The sequence below is a fragment of the Streptacidiphilus melanogenes genome (assembly GCF_000787835.1).
Classification (GTDB): Bacteria; Actinomycetota; Actinomycetes; order Streptomycetales; family Streptomycetaceae; genus Streptacidiphilus; species Streptacidiphilus melanogenes.
In genome coordinates this window covers 149,022-167,147 of sequence record NZ_BBPP01000004.1, presented here as the reverse complement: position 1 = coordinate 167,147, position 18,126 = coordinate 149,022, and the positions used below count along the sequence as shown (strand labels likewise).

General features: G+C 71.9%; 17 protein-coding genes. 7 read left to right on the top strand and 10 right to left on the bottom strand.

The window, feature by feature from the left end:
• The first annotated feature begins 1 nt into the window (after position 1).
• Both TR49_RS06435 and TR49_RS06430 read left to right on the top strand, forming a co-directional pair.
• Positions 2-964: an ABC transporter ATP-binding protein gene (locus TR49_RS06435; RefSeq protein ID WP_042378177.1), complete on the top strand. Its 963-nt coding sequence runs from the start codon at positions 2-4 to the stop codon at positions 962-964.
• Entirely contained in the window at positions 961-2,334 is a 1,374-nt protein-coding gene (locus TR49_RS06430) for an ABC transporter permease (protein ID WP_042378176.1), read from the top strand. Before TR49_RS06435 ends, TR49_RS06430 begins: the two co-directional genes overlap by 4 nt.
• A 21-nt stretch (positions 2,335-2,355) precedes the next feature.
• Here TR49_RS06430 and TR49_RS06425 read toward each other — a convergent pair whose 3' ends face one another.
• Positions 2,356-2,979 carry a LysE/ArgO family amino acid transporter gene (locus TR49_RS06425; RefSeq protein WP_042378175.1) on the bottom strand — a complete coding sequence of 208 codons (624 nt, stop codon included), beginning with the start codon at positions 2,977-2,979 and terminating at the stop codon, positions 2,356-2,358.
• A gap of 712 nt (positions 2,980-3,691) precedes the next feature.
• Here TR49_RS06425 and TR49_RS45270 point away from each other — a divergent pair.
• The 5 genes from TR49_RS45270 (at position 3,692) to TR49_RS06400 (ending at position 8,359) form a co-directional block, all read left to right on the top strand.
• Entirely contained in the window at positions 3,692-4,249 is a 558-nt protein-coding gene (locus TR49_RS45270; RefSeq protein ID WP_042378173.1) for a SixA phosphatase family protein, read from the top strand.
• Between the two features lie 145 nt (positions 4,250-4,394).
• Complete coding sequence (locus tag TR49_RS06415; RefSeq protein ID WP_042378171.1) at positions 4,395-5,033, top strand: acetate uptake transporter; 639 nt, start codon at positions 4,395-4,397, stop codon at positions 5,031-5,033.
• A 61-nt stretch (positions 5,034-5,094) separates the two neighbouring features.
• Positions 5,095-7,101, top strand: a complete 2,007-nt coding sequence (acs, locus tag TR49_RS06410; RefSeq protein ID WP_042378169.1) for an acetate--CoA ligase — start codon at positions 5,095-5,097, stop codon at positions 7,099-7,101.
• Positions 7,102-7,312: 211 nt separating this feature from the next.
• Positions 7,313-7,681, top strand: coding sequence for a hypothetical protein (locus TR49_RS06405; RefSeq protein WP_042378167.1), 369 nt, complete (start codon positions 7,313-7,315; stop codon positions 7,679-7,681).
• A gap of 141 nt (positions 7,682-7,822) precedes the next feature.
• Positions 7,823-8,359 (top strand): hypothetical protein, encoded by a 537-nt coding sequence (locus tag TR49_RS06400; RefSeq protein ID WP_152627099.1) that lies wholly within the window; start codon positions 7,823-7,825, stop codon positions 8,357-8,359.
• 79 nt (positions 8,360-8,438) lie between these two features.
• Here TR49_RS06400 and TR49_RS06395 read toward each other — a convergent pair whose 3' ends face one another.
• The 9 genes from TR49_RS06395 to TR49_RS06355 all read right to left on the bottom strand — a co-directional run bounded on the left by TR49_RS06395 (position 8,439) and on the right by TR49_RS06355 (position 18,114).
• On the bottom strand, positions 8,439-9,911 hold the full coding sequence (locus TR49_RS06395; RefSeq protein ID WP_042378164.1) for an arabinofuranosidase catalytic domain-containing protein: 1,473 nt from the start codon (positions 9,909-9,911) through the stop codon (positions 8,439-8,441).
• 129 nt (positions 9,912-10,040) lie between these two features.
• Complete coding sequence (locus TR49_RS06390) at positions 10,041-10,517, bottom strand: (2Fe-2S)-binding protein (RefSeq protein WP_042378162.1); 477 nt, start codon at positions 10,515-10,517, stop codon at positions 10,041-10,043.
• A gap of 19 nt (positions 10,518-10,536) precedes the next feature.
• Positions 10,537-12,852 carry a molybdopterin cofactor-binding domain-containing protein gene (locus TR49_RS06385; RefSeq protein ID WP_042378161.1) on the bottom strand — a complete coding sequence of 772 codons (2,316 nt, stop codon included), beginning with the start codon at positions 12,850-12,852 and terminating at the stop codon, positions 10,537-10,539.
• A 96-nt stretch (positions 12,853-12,948) separates the two neighbouring features.
• The gene (locus TR49_RS06380) at positions 12,949-13,599 is read right to left on the bottom strand and encodes an HAD family hydrolase (RefSeq protein ID WP_042378159.1); all 651 of its coding nucleotides are present in this window, start codon (positions 13,597-13,599) and stop codon (positions 12,949-12,951) included.
• A gap of 16 nt (positions 13,600-13,615) precedes the next feature.
• Entirely contained in the window at positions 13,616-14,431 is an 816-nt protein-coding gene (locus TR49_RS06375; protein ID WP_042378158.1) for an enoyl-CoA hydratase-related protein, read from the bottom strand.
• 29 nt (positions 14,432-14,460) lie between these two features.
• On the bottom strand, positions 14,461-15,690 hold the full coding sequence (locus TR49_RS06370; protein WP_042378156.1) for an acyl-CoA dehydrogenase family protein: 1,230 nt from the start codon (positions 15,688-15,690) through the stop codon (positions 14,461-14,463).
• A 180-nt stretch (positions 15,691-15,870) separates the two neighbouring features.
• On the bottom strand, positions 15,871-16,533 hold the full coding sequence (locus tag TR49_RS06365) for a TetR/AcrR family transcriptional regulator (RefSeq protein ID WP_084724616.1): 663 nt from the start codon (positions 16,531-16,533) through the stop codon (positions 15,871-15,873).
• 114 nt (positions 16,534-16,647) lie between these two features.
• Entirely contained in the window at positions 16,648-17,130 is a 483-nt protein-coding gene (locus TR49_RS06360; protein ID WP_042378154.1) for a MaoC family dehydratase, read from the bottom strand.
• Between the two features lie 30 nt (positions 17,131-17,160).
• On the bottom strand, positions 17,161-18,114 hold the full coding sequence (locus tag TR49_RS06355; RefSeq protein ID WP_042378153.1) for an alpha/beta fold hydrolase: 954 nt from the start codon (positions 18,112-18,114) through the stop codon (positions 17,161-17,163).
• Positions 18,115-18,126: the final 12 nt, after the last annotated feature.

The following is an 18,126-nucleotide window of genomic DNA, read 5'->3' as shown; positions in this document are numbered from 1 at the left end:
GATGGACACGACCATCTCAGTCAGGGGCCAGGGCATCACCAAGGTCTTCGGTGACGTCGTCGCGCTCGACCACGTCGACGTGAACGTGGCGCAGGGTCAGATCCATGGTCTGGTCGGCCCGAACGGGGCCGGCAAGACCACACTGCTGGGCCTGCTCCTGGGCCTGGCCGTCGCCGACGAGGGAAGCCTGACGATCCTCGGCACTCCGGTGGGACGCGGCCTCCCGGTGCCCGAAGGCGTCTCCGGCTTCGTCGACGGCCCCGGCCTCTACCCCACGCTCACGGCGCGGCAGAACCTCGCCACGGTCGCCGCGCTGTGCCCTCGTGACGCCCTGACCACGGGAGTCGACGAGGCGTTGGAACAGGTCGGGCTCGCCCATGCCGCCGACACCAGGGTCCGCGGCTTCTCCCTGGGCATGCGCCAGCGCCTGGGGCTGGCCGCGGCGCTGCTCACCAGGCCGAGGCTACTGGTGCTCGACGAGCCGTCCAACGGCCTGGACCCGGCCGGCAAGAAGCAGGTGCACGGCGTTCTCGGCCGGCTCGCGGCCGAAGGCGCCACGATCATCCTGTCCAGCCATCGGATGGACGATCTGGAGCTGCTGTGCTCCGAGGTCACCATCCTGGCAGCCGGGCGTGTGGTCTTCTCCGGCCCGCTGAACAAGCTCACCGACGACACCCGCGAACTCGACTACCGGTTGCGCGCCCTGGATCCCTCCGCCGCTCGCGCCGTCGCGGTCGACACACCCGGCATACGCGTCATCGAGGGCACCGACGCCGCGGCCCGGCCGGACGGCGACGTGCTCGTCGTCCGCGCACGGGCGGCGGCCCTGGACGAACTCCTGGCGCGGATCGTGCGCGCGAACATCGCCGTACGGGAACTGGCTCCCGTCGTCTCGCCGCTGGAAGCCGCCTTTCTCTCCCTGACCGAGCAGCGCTCCCTCACCGACCAGGAGGCAGGCCGATGACCACGACCCTCGCCGACGCCCCGGCCGCCGGGGCCGGAACCCGCGGCCGTACGGGCCGACGGCCGGTTCCGGTCGCCCGCATCCTCACGATGGAGCTGGTCAAGCAGTTCTCCGCCTGGCGGGTGCGCCTGCTGGTCCTGCTGTGCTGGCTCGGTCCTGGCCTGCTGGTGTTCGCGATCGACCAGCAGAGCACCCTGCCGTCGGACACTCTGTTCGGCCGGTGGATGCACGCGACCGGCTGGGCCGGGTCGTTGGTGGTGCTCGGCGTCGCGGGCACCTGGGTGCTGCCGCTGGTCACGTCGGTGGTCTCGGGTGACGTGTTCGCCTCCGAGGACCGGTTGGGCACCTGGCGGCATCTGCTCATCGCCGTCCGCTCGCACCGGCGGATCTTCGTGGCCAAGACGACCGCCGGCGTCCTGGTGATCCTGCTGCTGGTCACCGGCCTGGCCTTCTCCAGCATCCTCGGCGGCCTGCTCGCGGAGGGGAACGAGCCGCTGGTCGGCCTGGACGGCCGCCTGCTCGGCGGCGGGGACGCGGCCGGCCGGGTCGTGCTGGCCTGGATCTGCGTGCTGGCGCCGACGCTCGCCCTGGCGGCCATCGGGCTGCTCGGGTCCGTCGCCCTCGGCCGGTCCCCCATGGGCCTGTTGCTCCCCATGCTCGCCGCGCTCGCGATGCAGACGGCGCAGATGCTGCCGCTGCCGGTCGCGGTGCGGCTGGCCCTGCCGGGTTACGCCTTCGTCTCCTGGAACGGTCTCTTCACCGGTCCCCAGCAGCTGGGACCGTTGCTGATCGGCGTCGCGGTCAGCCTGGTGTGGACGGTCGTCGCGACGGCGCTGGCCTATCTGCTGTTCCTGCGCCGGGACTTCACCAACCTCACCAACGACGGCGCCGGACGCAGGGGTCTGACGTTCGGCGTCCTCCCGCTGGTCGGCATGCTGGCCGCCACGGTCGGCGTCACCGCCGTCGCGACCGGCGCGGGCGGCTCCGGCATCGACCAGGACAAGGTCCAGCGGTCGGTGGCCGCCACGTTCGCCCACCTCTACCCGCTGCAGCAGGCGCAGATGCACCAACCTCCGGTCGCCGAGGCGCAGCTGGACACCTCCGCGGTGTGCAGCAAGAGTGAGGGGCTGGGCGCGCAGGCCGGGCCCGGCAACGACTGGCGCTGCACGGTCTCCTGGAACGTCCCCGGCTACGACATCGCCACCCAGGCCGTCTACCAGCTCAACGTCACCGCGAACGGCCGCTACACCGCGGACGGGGACGGACCGGTGCAGGTGAACGGCTACTTCCTGATCATCACGGGAGGCAAGGCCGCGCCGAACCCGCTGTGGCAGTTCGACGGCAACGTCGATCTGCTGAGCAGTCGCTGAGTCCGGCGCGGCACGCCGGTCTCAGCCGACGAGCAGTCGGACGGCGAGGGCGATGATCACCGCGCTGGAGACCAGGGAGGTCCACAGGCGTCCCTGAGGTCCCGTCAGCACCCGTCCGAGCAGCGCGCCGCTGCCGGCCAGCAGCAGTTGCCAGCTCGCCGAGGCGGCGAAGGCGGCGAGGACGAAGAGCGTCTTCGCCGCCCGGTCAGAGACGGCCCCGCCCCCTCCGGCGAGGACCAGCGCGGCGAAGTAGACCACGGTCATCGGGTTCAGCAGGGTGATCCCGAGGAACCCGAGGTACGCGCGCGCCGGGCCGGTCGGCGTCTCCGCCTCCCGCCGCGCGAGGTCCCGTTCGCGGTAACGGCGGACGGCGCTCGTGGCGCCGTGGACGGCCAGCACGAGCAGCACCGCCACCGCGCCCCAGCGCAGCAGGCCCGCGACGGGCCTGATCGCGGGCGCGAGGGCGGCACCGCCGAGCGTCGCGATGCACGCGTACACCCCGTCCGCGGTCGCCACCCCGAGGGCGGCCCCGGCCCCCACCCGCCACGAGGTCCGCGCGGTCAGCGCCACGAGCAGCGCCCCGACCGCGCCGACCGGCATCGCGATCCCGTAGCCGGCCACGAGACCGGCGAGGACCGCGCTCATGCGCGCGTCTGGGTCGCTCCCCGTCCTGCCCCGGTCTGCTGCTGCCCCGCGACCGCCCCGGCGGAGAGGGTCAGCGAGCGCGGCGGAAGGCAGATGGAAGTCATGCGGCGATGGTGCAGCGCCCCGGCACGCCGGAGCAAGGCATTTTCGCCCTGCTCCGCGCTGTGGTCGACCGCTCCCCCGCCGGGACGGGAGCCGAGCACGGCCCCTACCGACCGAGCGGAGCCGACCGGCAGCAGCGCGGGCACCATCCGCCCGAAGCCGGCCCCACCGGCAGAAGCGACCCCAGGCGAGGCCACCCGGCGCAAGGGGCAGCTTGCCCGAAGCGGCGACGACTCGGCGGAGACGGAGCCCAACTGCGGCAAGCGCAACCCACCAACCGCCGCGGCCGCTCCGCGAAAGCGGGCACCATCCGCCCGAAGCCGGCCCCACCGGCAGAAGCGACCCCAGGCGAGGCCACCCGGCGCAAGGGGCCGCTTGCCGACCGAAGCGGGCACCGCTCGGCGGAGGCGGCCGCTCCATACGGCGCGAGGTGTCGGCGCAGCCGTCGTGCGGCCCGGGTGCGCCTGCCTCACGCCCCAGGCGCGGGGACACTCGGCGGGAGGCGGGCCCACCAGCGGAAGCGAGCCATCTGCCCGAATCGCGGTGGCCGCCGGGCGCGGCGGGTGGTGCCTGGCTTGCGTCGGGGGCGGAGGGCCCGCAGGGTGATGCTGTGTCCTCCCCCACGCGCGCAGACACCGTCCGGCTGATCGTCCTGCGTCACGCGAAGTCCGCGTGGCCCGAGGGCGTGCCCGACCTCGAGCGGCCCCTCGCGGAGCGGGGGCTGCGGGACGCGCCGCGGATGGGGGCCTGGCTGCGCCAGGCGGGGCTGCGGCCCGAGCTGGTGATCTGCTCGCCCGCGCGGCGCACCCGTCAGACCTGGGAGCTGACGTCGCGGACGCTCGGCGCGGAGCCGATCGTCGCGTTCGAGCCGCGGGTGTACGGCGCGGAGGTCGAGGAGCTGCTGGAGGTGCTGCGCGAGGTGCCGGACGGCGTCGGGACGGTGCTGGTCGTCGCGCACTTCCCGGGGGTGCAGGGCCTGGTCCTGGAGCTCGTCGGCGGCCCGGTTGCGAGCAGCACGCCTGCCCTGGCGCGCCTGCACGAGAAGTTCCCGACAGCGGGTGCGGCCGTGGTCGATCTGCCCGCGGGGTGGGCCGGCCTGCGTCGCGGGACCGGCACACTGGCGGCGTTCACCGTTCCCAGGGACCTGCCGGACCAGCCCGCCGACTGACGACAAAACCCATATGACCTGCATAAACACCCAGACCGGTGATTCCTTGCCCCGTACAACGACAGACTTATGGCCGGGGGGATAAAGCCGCCGTAAAGTTGATAAATGTGAGGTCCTGATCGAGCCATTCGGAAGGATCACGGCCATGAGCAACGAAACACCCTCGCCGTCCAGTCCGCTCACGGCGACGACGGCAACCCCAGCCACTCCCACGTACGCCGATCCGGCCGCTCTAGGCCTGGCCGGCTTCGCGTTGACCACGCTCGTGCTCTCGTTCGTCAACGCCAACATCATCAAGGAGACCGGCGCGATCATCATCGTGCTCGGTCTGGCCGCGTTCTACGGAGGCCTGGCGCAGTTCATCGCCGGCGTCCTGGAGTGGCGGCGCGGCAACACCTTCGGATTGATGGCCTTCTGCTCGTACGGGGCGTTCTGGCTCTCGTACTGGTGGCTGGTGACGCACCTGCCGCTGCGGGCGGACGTGCACCAGGCCGTCGGGTTGTACCTGATCGGCTGGTGCATCATCACGGCCTACCTGACGCTGGCCTCGCTGCGGACGAACCTCGCGGTGACCCTCGTCCTGGTGCTGCTGACCATCACCTTCCTGTTCCTGGCCATCGGCGCGTTCCAGAACGGCACGCCCGCACCGGACACGATGACCAAGGTGGGCGGCTGGCTCGGCATCTTCACGGCCGCGGCCGCGTTCTACGCGTCCGCCGGCGTAGTGGTCAACTCCACCCACAAGCGGGACCTGCTGCCGCTGCCCACGCTGCCCGGCCGCTGACCAGCCGCTGATCAGCCCTGACGACTCCGTCCGCGAGACGGACAGAAGGGAGCAGGAAGACATGGCTGCGGAAGAGGCGGCATCGGGCGCCCCGCACGGCGCGGGGGCCCAGGAGACCCTCTCCAACCTGCTGCACGAAGGGCGCCGCTTCGCTCCGCCCGCCGCACTCGCCGAGGCCGCGAACGTCCGCGCGGACGCCTACCAGGCGTCCGCTGCGGACCGGCTCGGCTTCTGGGCGGAGCAGGCCCGCCGACTGCACTGGGACCGCGAGTGGGACCAGGTGCTGGACTGGAGCGGCGCGCCCTTCGCCCGCTGGTTCGTCGGGGGGCGGCTCAACGTCGCCTACAACTGCGTGGACCGGCACGTCGAGTCGGGCCACGGGGACCAGGTGGCCCTGCACTTCGAGGGCGAGCCCGGCGACCGACGCTCCGTCACCTACGCGGAGCTGCAACGCGAGGTGTGCCGCGCGGCCAACGCGCTGACCGAGCTCGGCGTGCGCGCCGGTGACCGCGTCGCCATCTACATGCCGATGATCCCCGAGGCCGTCGTCGCGATGCTGGCCTGCGCCCGCATCGGCGCGCCGCACTCGGTGGTCTTCGCCGCGTTCTCCCCCGGCGCGCTTCGCTCGCGCATCGACGACGCCCAGGCGAAGGTGCTGATCACCGCGGACGGGTACCACCGCCGCGGCTCGGTCGTGCAGCTCAAGCCGAACGCCGACGAGGCGGTGCAGTCCGACGGGGGCGCGCAGAGCATCGAGCACGTGCTGGTGGTGCGCCGCACCGGGCAGGAGGTGCCGTGGACCTCGGGCCGGGACGTGTGGTGGCACGAGGCCACGGAGCGTCAGTCCGACCAGCACAAGCCGGAGTCGTTCGACTCCGAGCACCCACTGTTCATCCTCTACACCTCCGGCACGACCGGCCGCCCGAAGGGCATCCTGCACACCACCGGCGGCTACCTGACCCAGGTCGCCTACACCCACAGCGCCGTCTTCGACCTCAAGCCGGACACCGACGTGTTCTGGTGCACGGCCGACGTCGGCTGGGTGACCGGCCACTCCTACATCGTCTACGGGCCGCTGGCCAACCGGGCCACCGAGGTGCTCTACGAGGGCACACCGGACACCCCGAACCAGGGACGCTTCTGGGAGAACGTGGACCGGTACGGCGTCACCATCCTCTACACGGCGCCGACCGCGATCCGCACCTTCATGAAGTGGGGCACCGAGGTGCCCGCCCGCTACGACCTGTCCTCACTGCGCGTCCTGGGCAGCGTGGGCGAGCCGATCAACCCCGAGGCGTGGATCTGGTACCGGGAGAACATCGGCCGCGACCGGTGCCCGATCGTGGACACCTGGTGGCAGACCGAGACCGGGGCCATGATGATCAGCCCGCTTCCCGGCGTCACCGCGACCAAGCCGGGCTCGGCGATGCGGCCGCTGCCGGGCATCTCGGCGCAGGTCGTGGACGTCGACGGCAAGGTCGTGCCGAACGGCTCGGGCGGTCTGCTGGTGCTCGACCAGCCGTGGCCGTCGATGCTGCGCGGCGTCTGGGGTGACGAGGAGCGCTACCGGCAGACCTACTGGGCGCGCTTCGCCGACCAGGGCTACTACTTCGCCGGCGACGGCGCGAAGAAGGACGAGGACGGCGACATCTGGCTGCTCGGCCGGGTGGACGACATCATGCTCGTCTCCGGGCACAACATCTCCACCACCGAGGTCGAGTCCGCGCTGGTGTCGCACCCGGCGGTCGCGGAGGCGGCCGTGGTCGGCGCCGCGGACGAGACGACGGGTCAGCGCATCGTCGCCTTCGTCATCCTGCGCGGCGGCAACGAGGAGGTCGCCACCCTGGGCGAGGAGCTCAAGGCACACGTCGCCAGGGAGATCGGCCCGATCGCCAAGCCGCGGCAGATCCAGGTGGTTCCTGAGCTGCCGAAGACCCGCTCTGGCAAGATCATGCGACGGCTGCTCAAGGACGTCGCCGAGGACCGCGCCCTCGGGGACACCACAACGCTGACCGACGCGTCGGTGATGGACCTGATCTCGTCCAAGCTGCCGCACGCGACGGACTGAGCGCGCCTCCTGCCCTCGTGGCACGGACCGGCCCGGGGCCCGACGGCCCCGGGCCGGTCCGCGTCCGCATGCGCGCCTTCCACGTCCCGTGCGTGCTCGGCCGATCGGGTCGAGCTGGAGGGGCCCCGCGCGTCGGTCGGTTCCCGGCCCGGCGGCCCGGCCGAGACTCGGCCGCAGGGACCGTCACGACACCGAGCAGGAAGGCCGGTCGATGAAGCGACCCTCTCTCTTTGGACACGCGCTGCTGACCGGCGCGGTCCTCGCCACGACCATCGCCCTCTCGCCGCAGGCCGGCGCCGCCGAGAAGGCCGGGCACTGGCAGACGCTGACGTGCGCGAAAGGGCAGGCCGCCTACTGGGAGCCGCTCGACCGCACGCCCGGCATCTTCCTGCGGTGCGACAAGCCGGATCTCGCGGCCAGCGCGGTCACCACGGGCATGCTGAGCATGCGCTTCGAGCGCGAGAACGCGATCGCGGCGCAGCTGCGGCAGGACCACGACCTCGTCCTGAGCGAGCACGCGCCGTGCCGGGTCGGCGAGCTGGCGTCCGTCCACGGGCGCTTCGGGAAGTGCGTGCGGTGAGGCGGGGGCACGACAGGCCGTCGTCCCTTCGGCGCAACCGCCGCTGTGTCCGCGCCGAATCGTGCGCCGGGGCGTTCACGCTGGGGGGCAGGCGGCCGACGCACGGCCGGTAGGGGCACGGAGGCGGGCATGGAGGCAGGCATGGCGATCGGAAGACGTGGGTGGCGCGCGGTTCTCGCGCTGGCCGTCGGTGTCGGCGGCGTGATCGGACCGGCGACGGCGGTGACCACCGCGGCGGCCGCACCGGCCGTCAAGAAGCCCGTGGTCGTCAAGAAACCACCCGCCGCCAGGAAACCGCCCGCCGCGAGGCCGTGGCTGGTCCTGGACGCCGCGCCGCTGGTGGTGATCCGCTCGGGCGGGCGCTCGGTGGTGCACGAGGAGCTGTGGAACCTCGGGAACGCGCCCGAGCGCGCGCAGCTGATCCTCGGCGTGAGCCTGCCGCCGGGGGTGTCGGTCACGAACCTTCCGGCCGGCTGCATCCCGCAGCCCCACGGGCACGTCGCCGACTGCCTCTTCCCCGCGGGGCTGAAGCCCGGTCACGCGGACCGTGTCGACATCCCCATCGTGTCGGCGAGGGGCATGCGGCCCGCCGTTCTCGCCGGACAGGCGCACGGCGGCACCGCCACCTCGGCCGCGACGGACAGTCCGACGCGGTTCCTGCTGGCCGTGCTGCGCTGAGCCGACCGGTCCCGCGTGGGGCGCCCACCCGAGTTCGGCGTTCACCCGCGGGACCGGTCACCCACCCGCGTTCGCGGGTTCAGGACGCGATGGTCCACTGCTGGCAGGTGTTGTCCAGCGTCTGCCACTGGCGCACCACCGTGCCGTTCGCCGTGCCGCAGTTCTCGGCGTCGACGGTGCGCCCGCTGGCGACGTTCACCAGTTCGTAGGCGCTGCCGTAGGGCAGGACGTACCACTGCTGGCAGGCGTTGCCGAGGGCCGTCCACAGCTGGAGCGTGTTCCCGTTGGCGCCGCCGCAGTTGTCGTCGTCCAGCACGAGCCCGCTGTTGACGTTCCTGACGGTGTAGACGTCCGGGCCGACCGAGGTGAACGTCCACTGCTGGCAGGTGTTGCCGAGCGAGGCCCACAGCTGGACGGCGGTGCCGTTGCCCGTCCCGCAGTTCCTGGCGTCGAGGACCAGGCCGCTGTGGGTGTTGGTCATCCGGTAGGTCGAGCCGGAGACCGGGAACGAGGGCGTGCGGGTGTGGTAGCCGGCCGCGACGACGTTCGCCTGGACGGCGTTGTCGGCGGCGTCGGTCGGGTAGCCGGCGGTGATGACGCCCTCGAAGAACGAGCCGACGGAGCTGTTGCTGTCGTCGCCGCCGGTGCCGAGGACGATCGCGCCCTCCTGGTGCATGGGGGTGTAGCCGCCGAGGTTCGGCAACGCGCCGTTCCACCAGGTGGAGAGCGCGCCTGACTGGGCGTCACCACCCTTGACGGCGTAGGTGGTGGTGCCGTTGTTCTTCAGCACGGCGGTGACGAAGGCACCGGCGTTCCCCTTGTTGGCGGTGTCGGAACCGTTGGCGCCCGCGAACAGGCCGTTCTCCAGGTCCGCCTGGACCCACGGTCCGGAGCCGGAGCAGGGGGCGAACCAGCACTCGGTGCCGAGGTTGATGGCGTCCATGTGGCCGTTGCCGGTGTCGTCATCGGAAGTCTCGGCATTGCCGTAGTCGAAGCAGCAGCCGCTGTTGACGTGCGTGCCGCTGGCGACCATGTAGGCGCCCTGGGGCGCGCTGCCGGTCGGGACGCCGCTGGTGGCGTCGTCGCGGTAGCCGACGCCGGCGGCCACGTAGACGCCGTAGACCTTGACGCCGCCCAAGGTGGTCGGCAGCGCGTCGGCGATCGCGCCCACGTCGGCGCCGCCGTTGCCGCCGGAGCCCTCGACGGTCAGGTTGTTGCCGCGGCCGCTCTGGTCGTAGATCTCGGTGATGAAGCAGGCAGAGCTCGCACAGAAGGAGTCCTGGGTGGCGGCGTTCGCGTAGCCGCCGGCGCCGATCGGGTGGACGTCGGTGGTCGCGCCGTCGGAGAGCCGTCTGACCTGGTACAGCGCACCGTTGTAGCTCGCGTACAGGGCGCGGGTGGTGCTGTGCGCGGCGACGCAGGGCGTCCCGGCGGCGGCGTAGATGTCGCACGGCCCGGAGGCGGCGGCGCGGGCAGCGCCCGCGGGGCCGACGAGCGCGGCGAGGAGGGCGGCGGTGACGGCGGCGAGCGCCAGGAGCATCCGTTGCAGCATGATGATCGCACTCCGTTGGGATTGTGAGCGCTAACAATTGCGACTGCGCCTCCGCCCCTCTGCTCAGGGACGGCGGATGGCCAACAGTGTCGCCACGTTGATGATGGAGCGTCAAGGACCGTGCAGCGGTCAGAACTTGGTCTGCGCGGAGAGGATCGCCTCACGGATCCTGTGGTAGGTGCCGCAGCGGCAGATGTTGCGGATCTGGTCGAAGTCAGCGTCGCCGAGCTGCTGACCTGCGGCACGTGCCTGGAGCACCATGGCGACGGCGGCCATGATCTGGCCGGGCTGGCAGTAGCCGCACTGCGGCACGTCCATGTCCAGCCAGGCCTGCTGCATCGGGTGCAGCTCCTGGCCGACCGTGGCGGGCAGTCCCTCGATGGTGGTCACCTCGTCCGTCGGCTGCACGTCGGAGACGGGGACGCAGCAGATGTTGACCGCCCTGCCGTTGACGTGGCTGGTGCAGGCCTGGCAGACGCCCAGCCCGCAGCCGTACTTGGGCCCGGTCACGCCCAGGATGTCGCGCAGGACCCAGAGCAGCCGGACGTCGTCCTCGACGTCGACGGTGACCTGCTGCCCGTTGAGGACGAAGGTGTGCGAAGGCAAGACGTGTGCTCCTTTTCGCCTAGTAGGCGCGGCTGAGGCCGTCGGTGGGCGACTGCGGGATCGGCGGGACGGTCGGCAGCGGGGTGAAGGCCGGCGGTGCGTCGTGGTTGATCGGGAAGGTCGTCGGCATGATCCCGGTCGCGCGCCCGTAGGCGCAGGCGACCGCGGCCATGGAACCGGCGACGGCCAGCTCCCCCGCGCCGCCCGGGGTTCCGGTGGTCGGCGGCATCACGATGATGTCCAGCTCCGGCGGGGTGTTCCACTGGCGGGTGTAGAAGTAGTTGTCCCAGCTGCCTTCCTGGAAGTGGCCGCCGTCCAGGTGCAGGCTGGAGGTGAGCGTGACGGCGATGCCGTCCATGATGCCGCCCATCATCTGGGCCTCCAGGCCCTTGGGGTTGACCGCGAGGCCGACGTCGACCGCGCAGACGGCCTTGGTGACGCGCGGGCCGGTGACGGCGTCCGGGATCTTCCGGTTGACGGTCGCCGGGGTGCAGTCGATCTCGACGAGGACGGCGACGAACCCGTGGTACTCGGGGTGGATCGCAATGCCCTGCGCCGTGCCGGGCGCCATCGTCCGCCCCCAGTCGCCCACTTGGGCGACCTTGTCGAGAACGGCGACGGCTCGCTGGTCCTTCAGGAAGTTCCGCCGGAAGTGGTAGGGATCCTGGCCCATCGCCGCGGCGAGCTGGTCCACGATCAGCTCCTGGGCGCAGCGCACGTTCGGCGAGTAGATGTTGCGCATGCTGCCGGTGTGGAAGCCGTTGTCCACCTCGGTCAGCAACTGCGTGGTGACGCCGAAGTTGTAGGGCGTCTGCTGGGTGAGCGAGAAGATCGTCTCCGAGAAGGTGAGCCCGCCGACGGGCAGCTTGGCCACCGAGGAGGTGATGATCTCGCCCAGGCCGTGTCCGAACTCCGTGGCCACGGAGGTGTGCCGTTGGTCGAGCGTGAGCACCTGCCCGAGCGAGTACGTGGCCCGCACCCGGGAGATGGACATCGGGTGGACCCGGCCGTGCCGGAAGTCGTCGGTCCGGTGCCACATCAGCCGCACCGGCTTGCCCATCGCCTTCGAGACCTCCGCCGCCTCCAGCGCGGCGTCGTGGAACAGCTTGCGCCCGAAGGACCCTCCGCCCTGCGTGACGTGGACGGTCACCGCACCGACGGGCAGCCCCAGCCGGCCCGCGATCTCCTCCTGGGCCGTGATCGGCGCCTTGACGGAGGCCCAGATCTCGGCGCTGTCCGCGCGCACATCGGCGACGGCGCAGTTGCTCTCCAGCGCGCTGTTGCTGGCGAAGTGGAAGGTGAACCGGGCGTCGATCGCCTTGGTCAACAGCGGCAGCGGCGGCGTGACGATCGGGTTCTCCGCGGCCCGCAGCTCGGCGAGCACGGTCGCGTCGGTGGCGGCGTCCTCGCTGCCCGGCCCCCAGGTGACCTGGAGCGCCCGCACGGCGTCGATGCACTGGCCGAAGGTGCGCCCGCGCACCGCGACGCCCGTGGAGACGACGGCGACGTCGGTGATCCCGGGCATGGCCTGCACCGCGGCCTGGTTCTGCACCGACACCACCGTGCCGTTGATCGTCGGCGGTCGGCAGATCATCGCGGGCATGGCGCCCGCCACCTGCACGTCCATCGCGAACTGCTTGCGGCCGGTCACGGCGTCCAGCGCGTCGACGCGGTTCTGCGGCGTGCCGATGACGCGGAACGCGGAGGCGGGCTTGAGCGTCACCGACACCTGGAGGTTCGTCAGGCTCGCCGCCTTGACGGCCAGTTCCGCGTAGCTGAGGGAACGGCCGTCCGGCGCGGTGATCACGCCCTGGAGGGCGGACAGCGCGGACAGCGGCACGCCCAGTTCCGCCGCCGCGGCCTCCAGCAGCTGCTGCTTGGCGGTCGCGGCGGCGACGCGGACGGGGGTGTAGGTGGAGATGGTGGTGTTGGAGCCGCCGGTGAGCTGGTTGAAGAGCAGCTCGGGGCGGGCGTCGGCGAGGGAGACCTGCACCTTGTCGAGGGGCAGGTCCAGCTCCTCCGCGATCAGCATCGCGGTGGAGGTGGTGATCCCCTGACCCACCTCGGCGCGCGGCAGCGCGAACGAGGCGGTGCCGTCCGGATTGAGGGTGATGGTGATCAGGTTCGCGGTCGCCAGCGTGGCGTCGGTGAGCATGTCGTTCAGGTCGTACAGGTCCGCGGGCTCCGGCACCCCCGGCACGGCCGCCTCGGCCCGCGGCGCGGCCGCGCCCTCGCCGAGCTGCGCGGCGACGGTCAGCGTGGAGGCGGCGAGGACGTAGCCGAGGAACCTCCGTCGCGAGACGTCCGTGGGCCGTTGCTCGCTCGCGGTGCTCATGCCCGCCCCTCCCGCCGAACCGTGGTCGCTGCTGTTGCTGCAACTCGTTGCAACGGTCCCTGATCTTGTCGGGTCCACGCCCGACGCGCTAGAGGTTCAACCAAAGGCCTGCGGAAAAAGCTGTTCCAGGCTGCGGACGGTCTGCCCGCTCTCGACGTGGTGCAGCCCCCGGATGCCCAGGCGCGCCGCACCGGCGAGGTTCTGCTCCAGGTCGTCGATCATCACGCAGTCCTCGGACGCGACGCCGAGTCGCTCGCAGGCCAGCGCGTAGATGCGGCGGCTCGGCTTGCGTTCGCCGACCTGGCTGGAGATGACCGCGACGGCGCAGAGCGAGGCGAGGTCGACACCCCGGTAGAGGTCGTCGCCGAGGGCGTTGGAGACCAGCGCGACCGGGACGCCGCTCGCGTGCAGGCGGCGGACGGCCGCGAGCATCGCCTCGTCGGGGCGGATGTCCGCGCTGAGCGCGGCCAGCAGGCCGTCGGACTGCACGTCCGCGCCGAGCGCCCGCAGTGCGGCCGCCAGGCGCTCCTCGAAACCGGCCTGCGGCAGCAGGCCGCGTTCGTGCGCGACGAGCGCACGGGACACGTCCTCGTCCTCGCGCAGCAGCCGCTCGACGGTGAGCGGGTCGCCGGTGACGCGCGCGGAGAAGGCCCGGAAGGAGACGAAGATGTCGGTGGTGAGCACGCCGCCGTAGTCGGTGAGCACGGCCTTCGGCGGCTCGAGGTCCTCTTGGGTGGGCAGGGTCATCTCGGGTGTCGGTCCCTCAGGTTCCGGGGGCGGGCAGCGGCGGGAAGGCGGGGGCGCGGTGTTCGAGATAGCTGGCGACGCCCTCGCGCACGTCGGGGCGGGCGAAGCTGTCCAGCATCAGCGCGTCCGCCTCGGCGACCGATGCGGCGAAGCTGCTGTCCAGGCCGCGCAGCACCTGCTGCTTGATCGTCTGCATCGACCAGGGCGAGCACTGCTCGGCCAGCTCGGTGGCGTAGGCGACGGCCGCGTCGAGCAGGCCCTCGCGCTCGACGACGAAGTCCACCAGGCCCATGGCCAGGGCCTCCTCGCCGCGCACGACGCGGCTGGACAGCAGCAGGTCCATCGCCCGGCTCGCGCCGACCAGGCGCGGCAGCAGCCAGGCGATGCCGTACTCGGCGATCAGTCCGCGCCGCGCGAACGCCGTGGTGAACTTGGCGTCCGGCGCGGCGAACCGGATGTCGCAGTAGAGCGCCTCGACCAGGCCGAGACCGGCGGCCGCGCCGTTGACGGCGGCGATGAGCGGCTTGCGCAGCTCCAGCGGCCGGGTGCGCGGGCGACCGCGGGCCGGGAGCCGGGCGAGCGTCTCGGCGTCCGCGTTCCCGGCGGCCTCCAGGTCCTCCAGGTCCGCGCCCGCGCAGAAGCCGCGCCCGGCGCCGGTCACCACGACGGCACGGACGTCCGGGTCGGCCTCGGCCACGTCGAGCAGGTCGAAGTAGCGGTCCTCGAGGGCGTAGGTCCAGGCGTTGAGCCGCTCGGGGCGGTTGAGCGTCAGCACCAGGACGGGCCCGCGTCGCTCGGCGAGGACCGTCTCGGCGGCCAGTGAAGTCTCCATGTGTTGCTTCTCCTGACGGCGGGTTCGGCTCAGGCGTGGCGGGCTGCGGTGTCCCGGTACTTGGCGAGTTCCTGCTTGGCGATGGCCGCCTTGTGGACCTCGTCGGGCCCGTCGGCGATGCGCAGCGTGCGCAGGTGCGCGTAGGCGCTGGCGAGCGGGAAGTCGTCGGTGACGCCGGCGGCGCCGAAGACCTGGATGGCCCGGTCGACGATCTTCAGCGCCACGTTGGGCGCGGCGACCTTGATCGCGGCGATCTCGGTGCGGGCGGCCTTGTTGCCGACGGTGTCCATCATCCAGGCGGCCTTGAGGGTCAGCAGCCGGATCTGCTCGATTTCGATGCGGGCCTCGGCGATCCAGTCCTGGATGTTGCCGCGGTCGGCGATCGGCTGCCCGAAGGTGGTGCGCGACAGCGCGCGGCGGCACATCAGCTCCAGCGCCCGCTCGGCCATGCCGATGGCGCGCATGCAGTGGTGGATCCGGCCCGGCCCGAGGCGGGCCTGGCTGATGGCGAAGCCCTCGCCCTCCCCCTTGAGCACGTCGGTGAGCGGCACGCGGACGTCCTCGAAGGTGATCTCGGCGTGACCCTCGCGGTCCTGGTAGCCGAAGACGGGCAGGCCGCGCAGGACGGTGACGCCGGGGGCGTCGATCGGGACCACCATCATCGACTGCTGGCGGTGGCGCGCCGCGGTGGGGTCGGTCTTCCCCATCACGATCATGACGGTGCAGTGGGCGTGCAGCGCGTTGGAGGCGAACCACTTGCGGCCGTTGAGCACGTAGTGGTCGCCGTCGCGCTCCATGCGCAGCTCGATGTTGGTCGCGTCCGAGCTGGCGACGGCCGGCTCGGTCATGGCGAAGGCGGAGCGGATCGTGCCGGCCAGGAGCGGCTTCAGGTACTTCTCCTGGTGCTCCTCGGTGCCGAACAGCGTCAGCACCTCCATGTTTCCGGTGTCGGGCGCGGCGCAGTTGGTCGCCTCGGGCGCGAGGTGGGCACTGCGGCCCATGATCTCCGCGAGCGGCGCGTACTCGAGGTTGCTCAGACCCGCGCCCCATTTCGGGTCCGGGTGGAAGAGGTTCCACAGCCCGCGCCGCCGCGCCTCGGCCTTGAGCTCCTCGACGACGGGCGGCTGGGCGTGCGGATCGCCCGCGGCGCGCATCTGCTCCTCGTAGACGGCCTCGGCGGGGTAGACGTGCGTGTCCATGAAGTCCAGCAGTTCGGCCTGGTACTTCTGGGCGCGCTCCGACAGCTCGAACAAGGACATGAGGGGCTCCTGCCGGGAGGTTCGGGGGATGCCTCCCTGTATAGTTGAATCCAACGTCAAGTTCAAGTATCAGCCGCCGGGCAGCCGGGAACGCAGGAAGGCACGCAGGTCGGCGGGCAGGTCGACAGCGAAAAGGGGCCCGACATCACGTCGGACCCCCTGGATGCGCCTCGGCTGCGGCTACTGCGGCGCGTGCCCGCCGGGCTCGCGCAACTGCAGGCCGTTGCACCAGATCTGGTTGAGCGTGGACACCAGCCGCTCGAAGGCGATGCGCTGCTCCAGCACGTAGACCATGTAAGCCATGCGGCTGACCATGTGGGACAGCGCGTGCGCCGTCACCAGCGGGTCGAGGGAGGGGTCGGCCTCGCCGCGCTCCTGGAGCTGCCGGATCAGCTTGGCGTTGCGCTGGGCGAAGGCGTTGCCGCGCTGGATCCGCAGCGCGCGGAAGGTCGGGTCGATCTGCGCCACCTGCTCGAAGAGCGCCATCAGGCGGGCGTTCTGCTTGTACGAGCGCAGGTACTCGCGGTTCGAGGCGTCGATCAGCTCGCGCGCGTCGGTGATGCCGGTGCGCTCGCGCAGGTGCGGATGGAGCATCTCCTCCTGCACCTGCTCGACGACGGCGGCGAAGATCTCTTCCTTGTTGTTGAAGTACGTGTAGAAGGATCCGGAGGCGACCCCGGCCGCCTTGGAGATGTCGGTGATCCGCGCGTCCAGGTAGCCGTCGCGCTCGAAGACCTCGCGGGCGCCCGCGACCAGCGCGGCGCGGGTGCGTTCGCCGCGTGCGCTGCGCGGCGTGGTGATCCTCGCGCTCGAGCCGTCGTCGGTCGGGACCTGACCTGGCACGCGTGTCCCTCCGGAGGCGATCGGATGCTTCGGGCGCCCTGCTCGGACGCCGATCTGGCTCTCTGCCTGGGATGATAGCAATCGGCTCGCCCCGGACCCCGGCAGTCGGCCCGGTCAGTCGGCCCGCTCGACGACGCGGGCGAGCGACTCCGCCACCACGATCGGCTTGTCCCCGCCCTCGCGCTCCACGACGTGCTGCGCGCGCAGCTGGATCCCGCCCGGGACGGGGTCGGCGGCGAGCAGCGTCAGACGCATCCTGATCCGCGAGCCGACCGGCAGCGGCGCGGGGAAACGCACCTTGTCGTAGCCGTAGTTGAGCCCGTGGGCGAAGCCGTCCAGGGCGAGCAGCGTGTAGGAGAAGGCCGGGCCGAGGGCGAGGCTGTAGAGGCCGTGCGCGATCGTCCCGCCGAGCGGGCTCGCCGCGGCGCGCTCCGGGTCGACGTGGATCCACTGCCGGTCGCCGGTGACCTCGGCGAAGGCGTCGACCCGCTCCTGGGTGACGTCGTGCCACTCGGTCGGCCCGATCTCCTTGCCGATCAGCTGCTGCAGCTCGGCGAGGCTGGTCGGGCGGACCGGGAGGACGCTCGTGTCGATCATGCGGGGTGGTTCCTTTCGCTTGCGGCAGGGTCAGATCGAGCCGAGGAAGCCCAGCAGGGCGGCGTTGACCTCGTCGGGCCGCTCCTGCTGGATCCAGTGGCCGGCTCCGTCGAGCACGAGCTGCCCACGCTGGTCGGTGAGGACGCGGTCCAGCCGGTCGGTGGCGCTGAAGGCGCCGACCGGGTCGCGGGAGCCGATCGCGAAGAAGGAGGGCTGGTCGACGGTGCGTCCGGCGAGCGGCTCCATCAGCTCCCAGGTGCGGTCGATGTTGCGGTAGTAGTTGAGGCCGCCGGTGAAGCCGGTCTCCTCGAAGGTCGCGACGTAGACTGCGAGTTCGTCCTCCGTCAGCCAGCGCGGCAGCGGCGCGGCGGGCTCGTCGCGTGCGGCCCAGGCGGCCGTGGGGGCCTCGCGGCTGAGCAGGGTGCGGCGCAGGTCCGCGCGGAGCGCGGTCTCGGGCTCGGCGGTCTGGAACCAGCAGATGTAGAAGTCGTCACCGAGGCGCGAGCGGAGGATCGACAGAGGTGGGACGGGTGCGCGGGGCGCGGGCGGGACGCTGAGCCCGGCGACGGCGCGGACCCGGCCCGGGTGGAGCAGCGCCATGTGCCAGACCACGGCCGCGCCCCAGTCGTGGCCGACGAAGACGGCGTCGGCGAGGCCCAGCGCGTCGAGGAGCCCGGCCAGGTCGGCGCAGAGGGTGACCATGTCGTAGGCGGCTGGGTCGGCGGGGCGGGAGCTGCCGCCGTAGCCGCGCATGTCGGGAACGATGACGCGGTGGCCGGCGTCCGCCAGCGCGGTGATCTGGTGACGCCAGGAGAACGCCAGCTCGGGGAAGCCGTGGCAGAGGACGACAGGCGGGCGCTCCGCCGATCCCTCCCCCGTCTCGGCGCCCCACGCCTCGTAGACGTGGAGCTCGATGCCGTTCGTGGCGACCTGGCGCGGGGCCAGCTTCTCCCACGCGGCGAGTGCGCTGCTGTCGGTGGCCATGGCGCCGAGGCT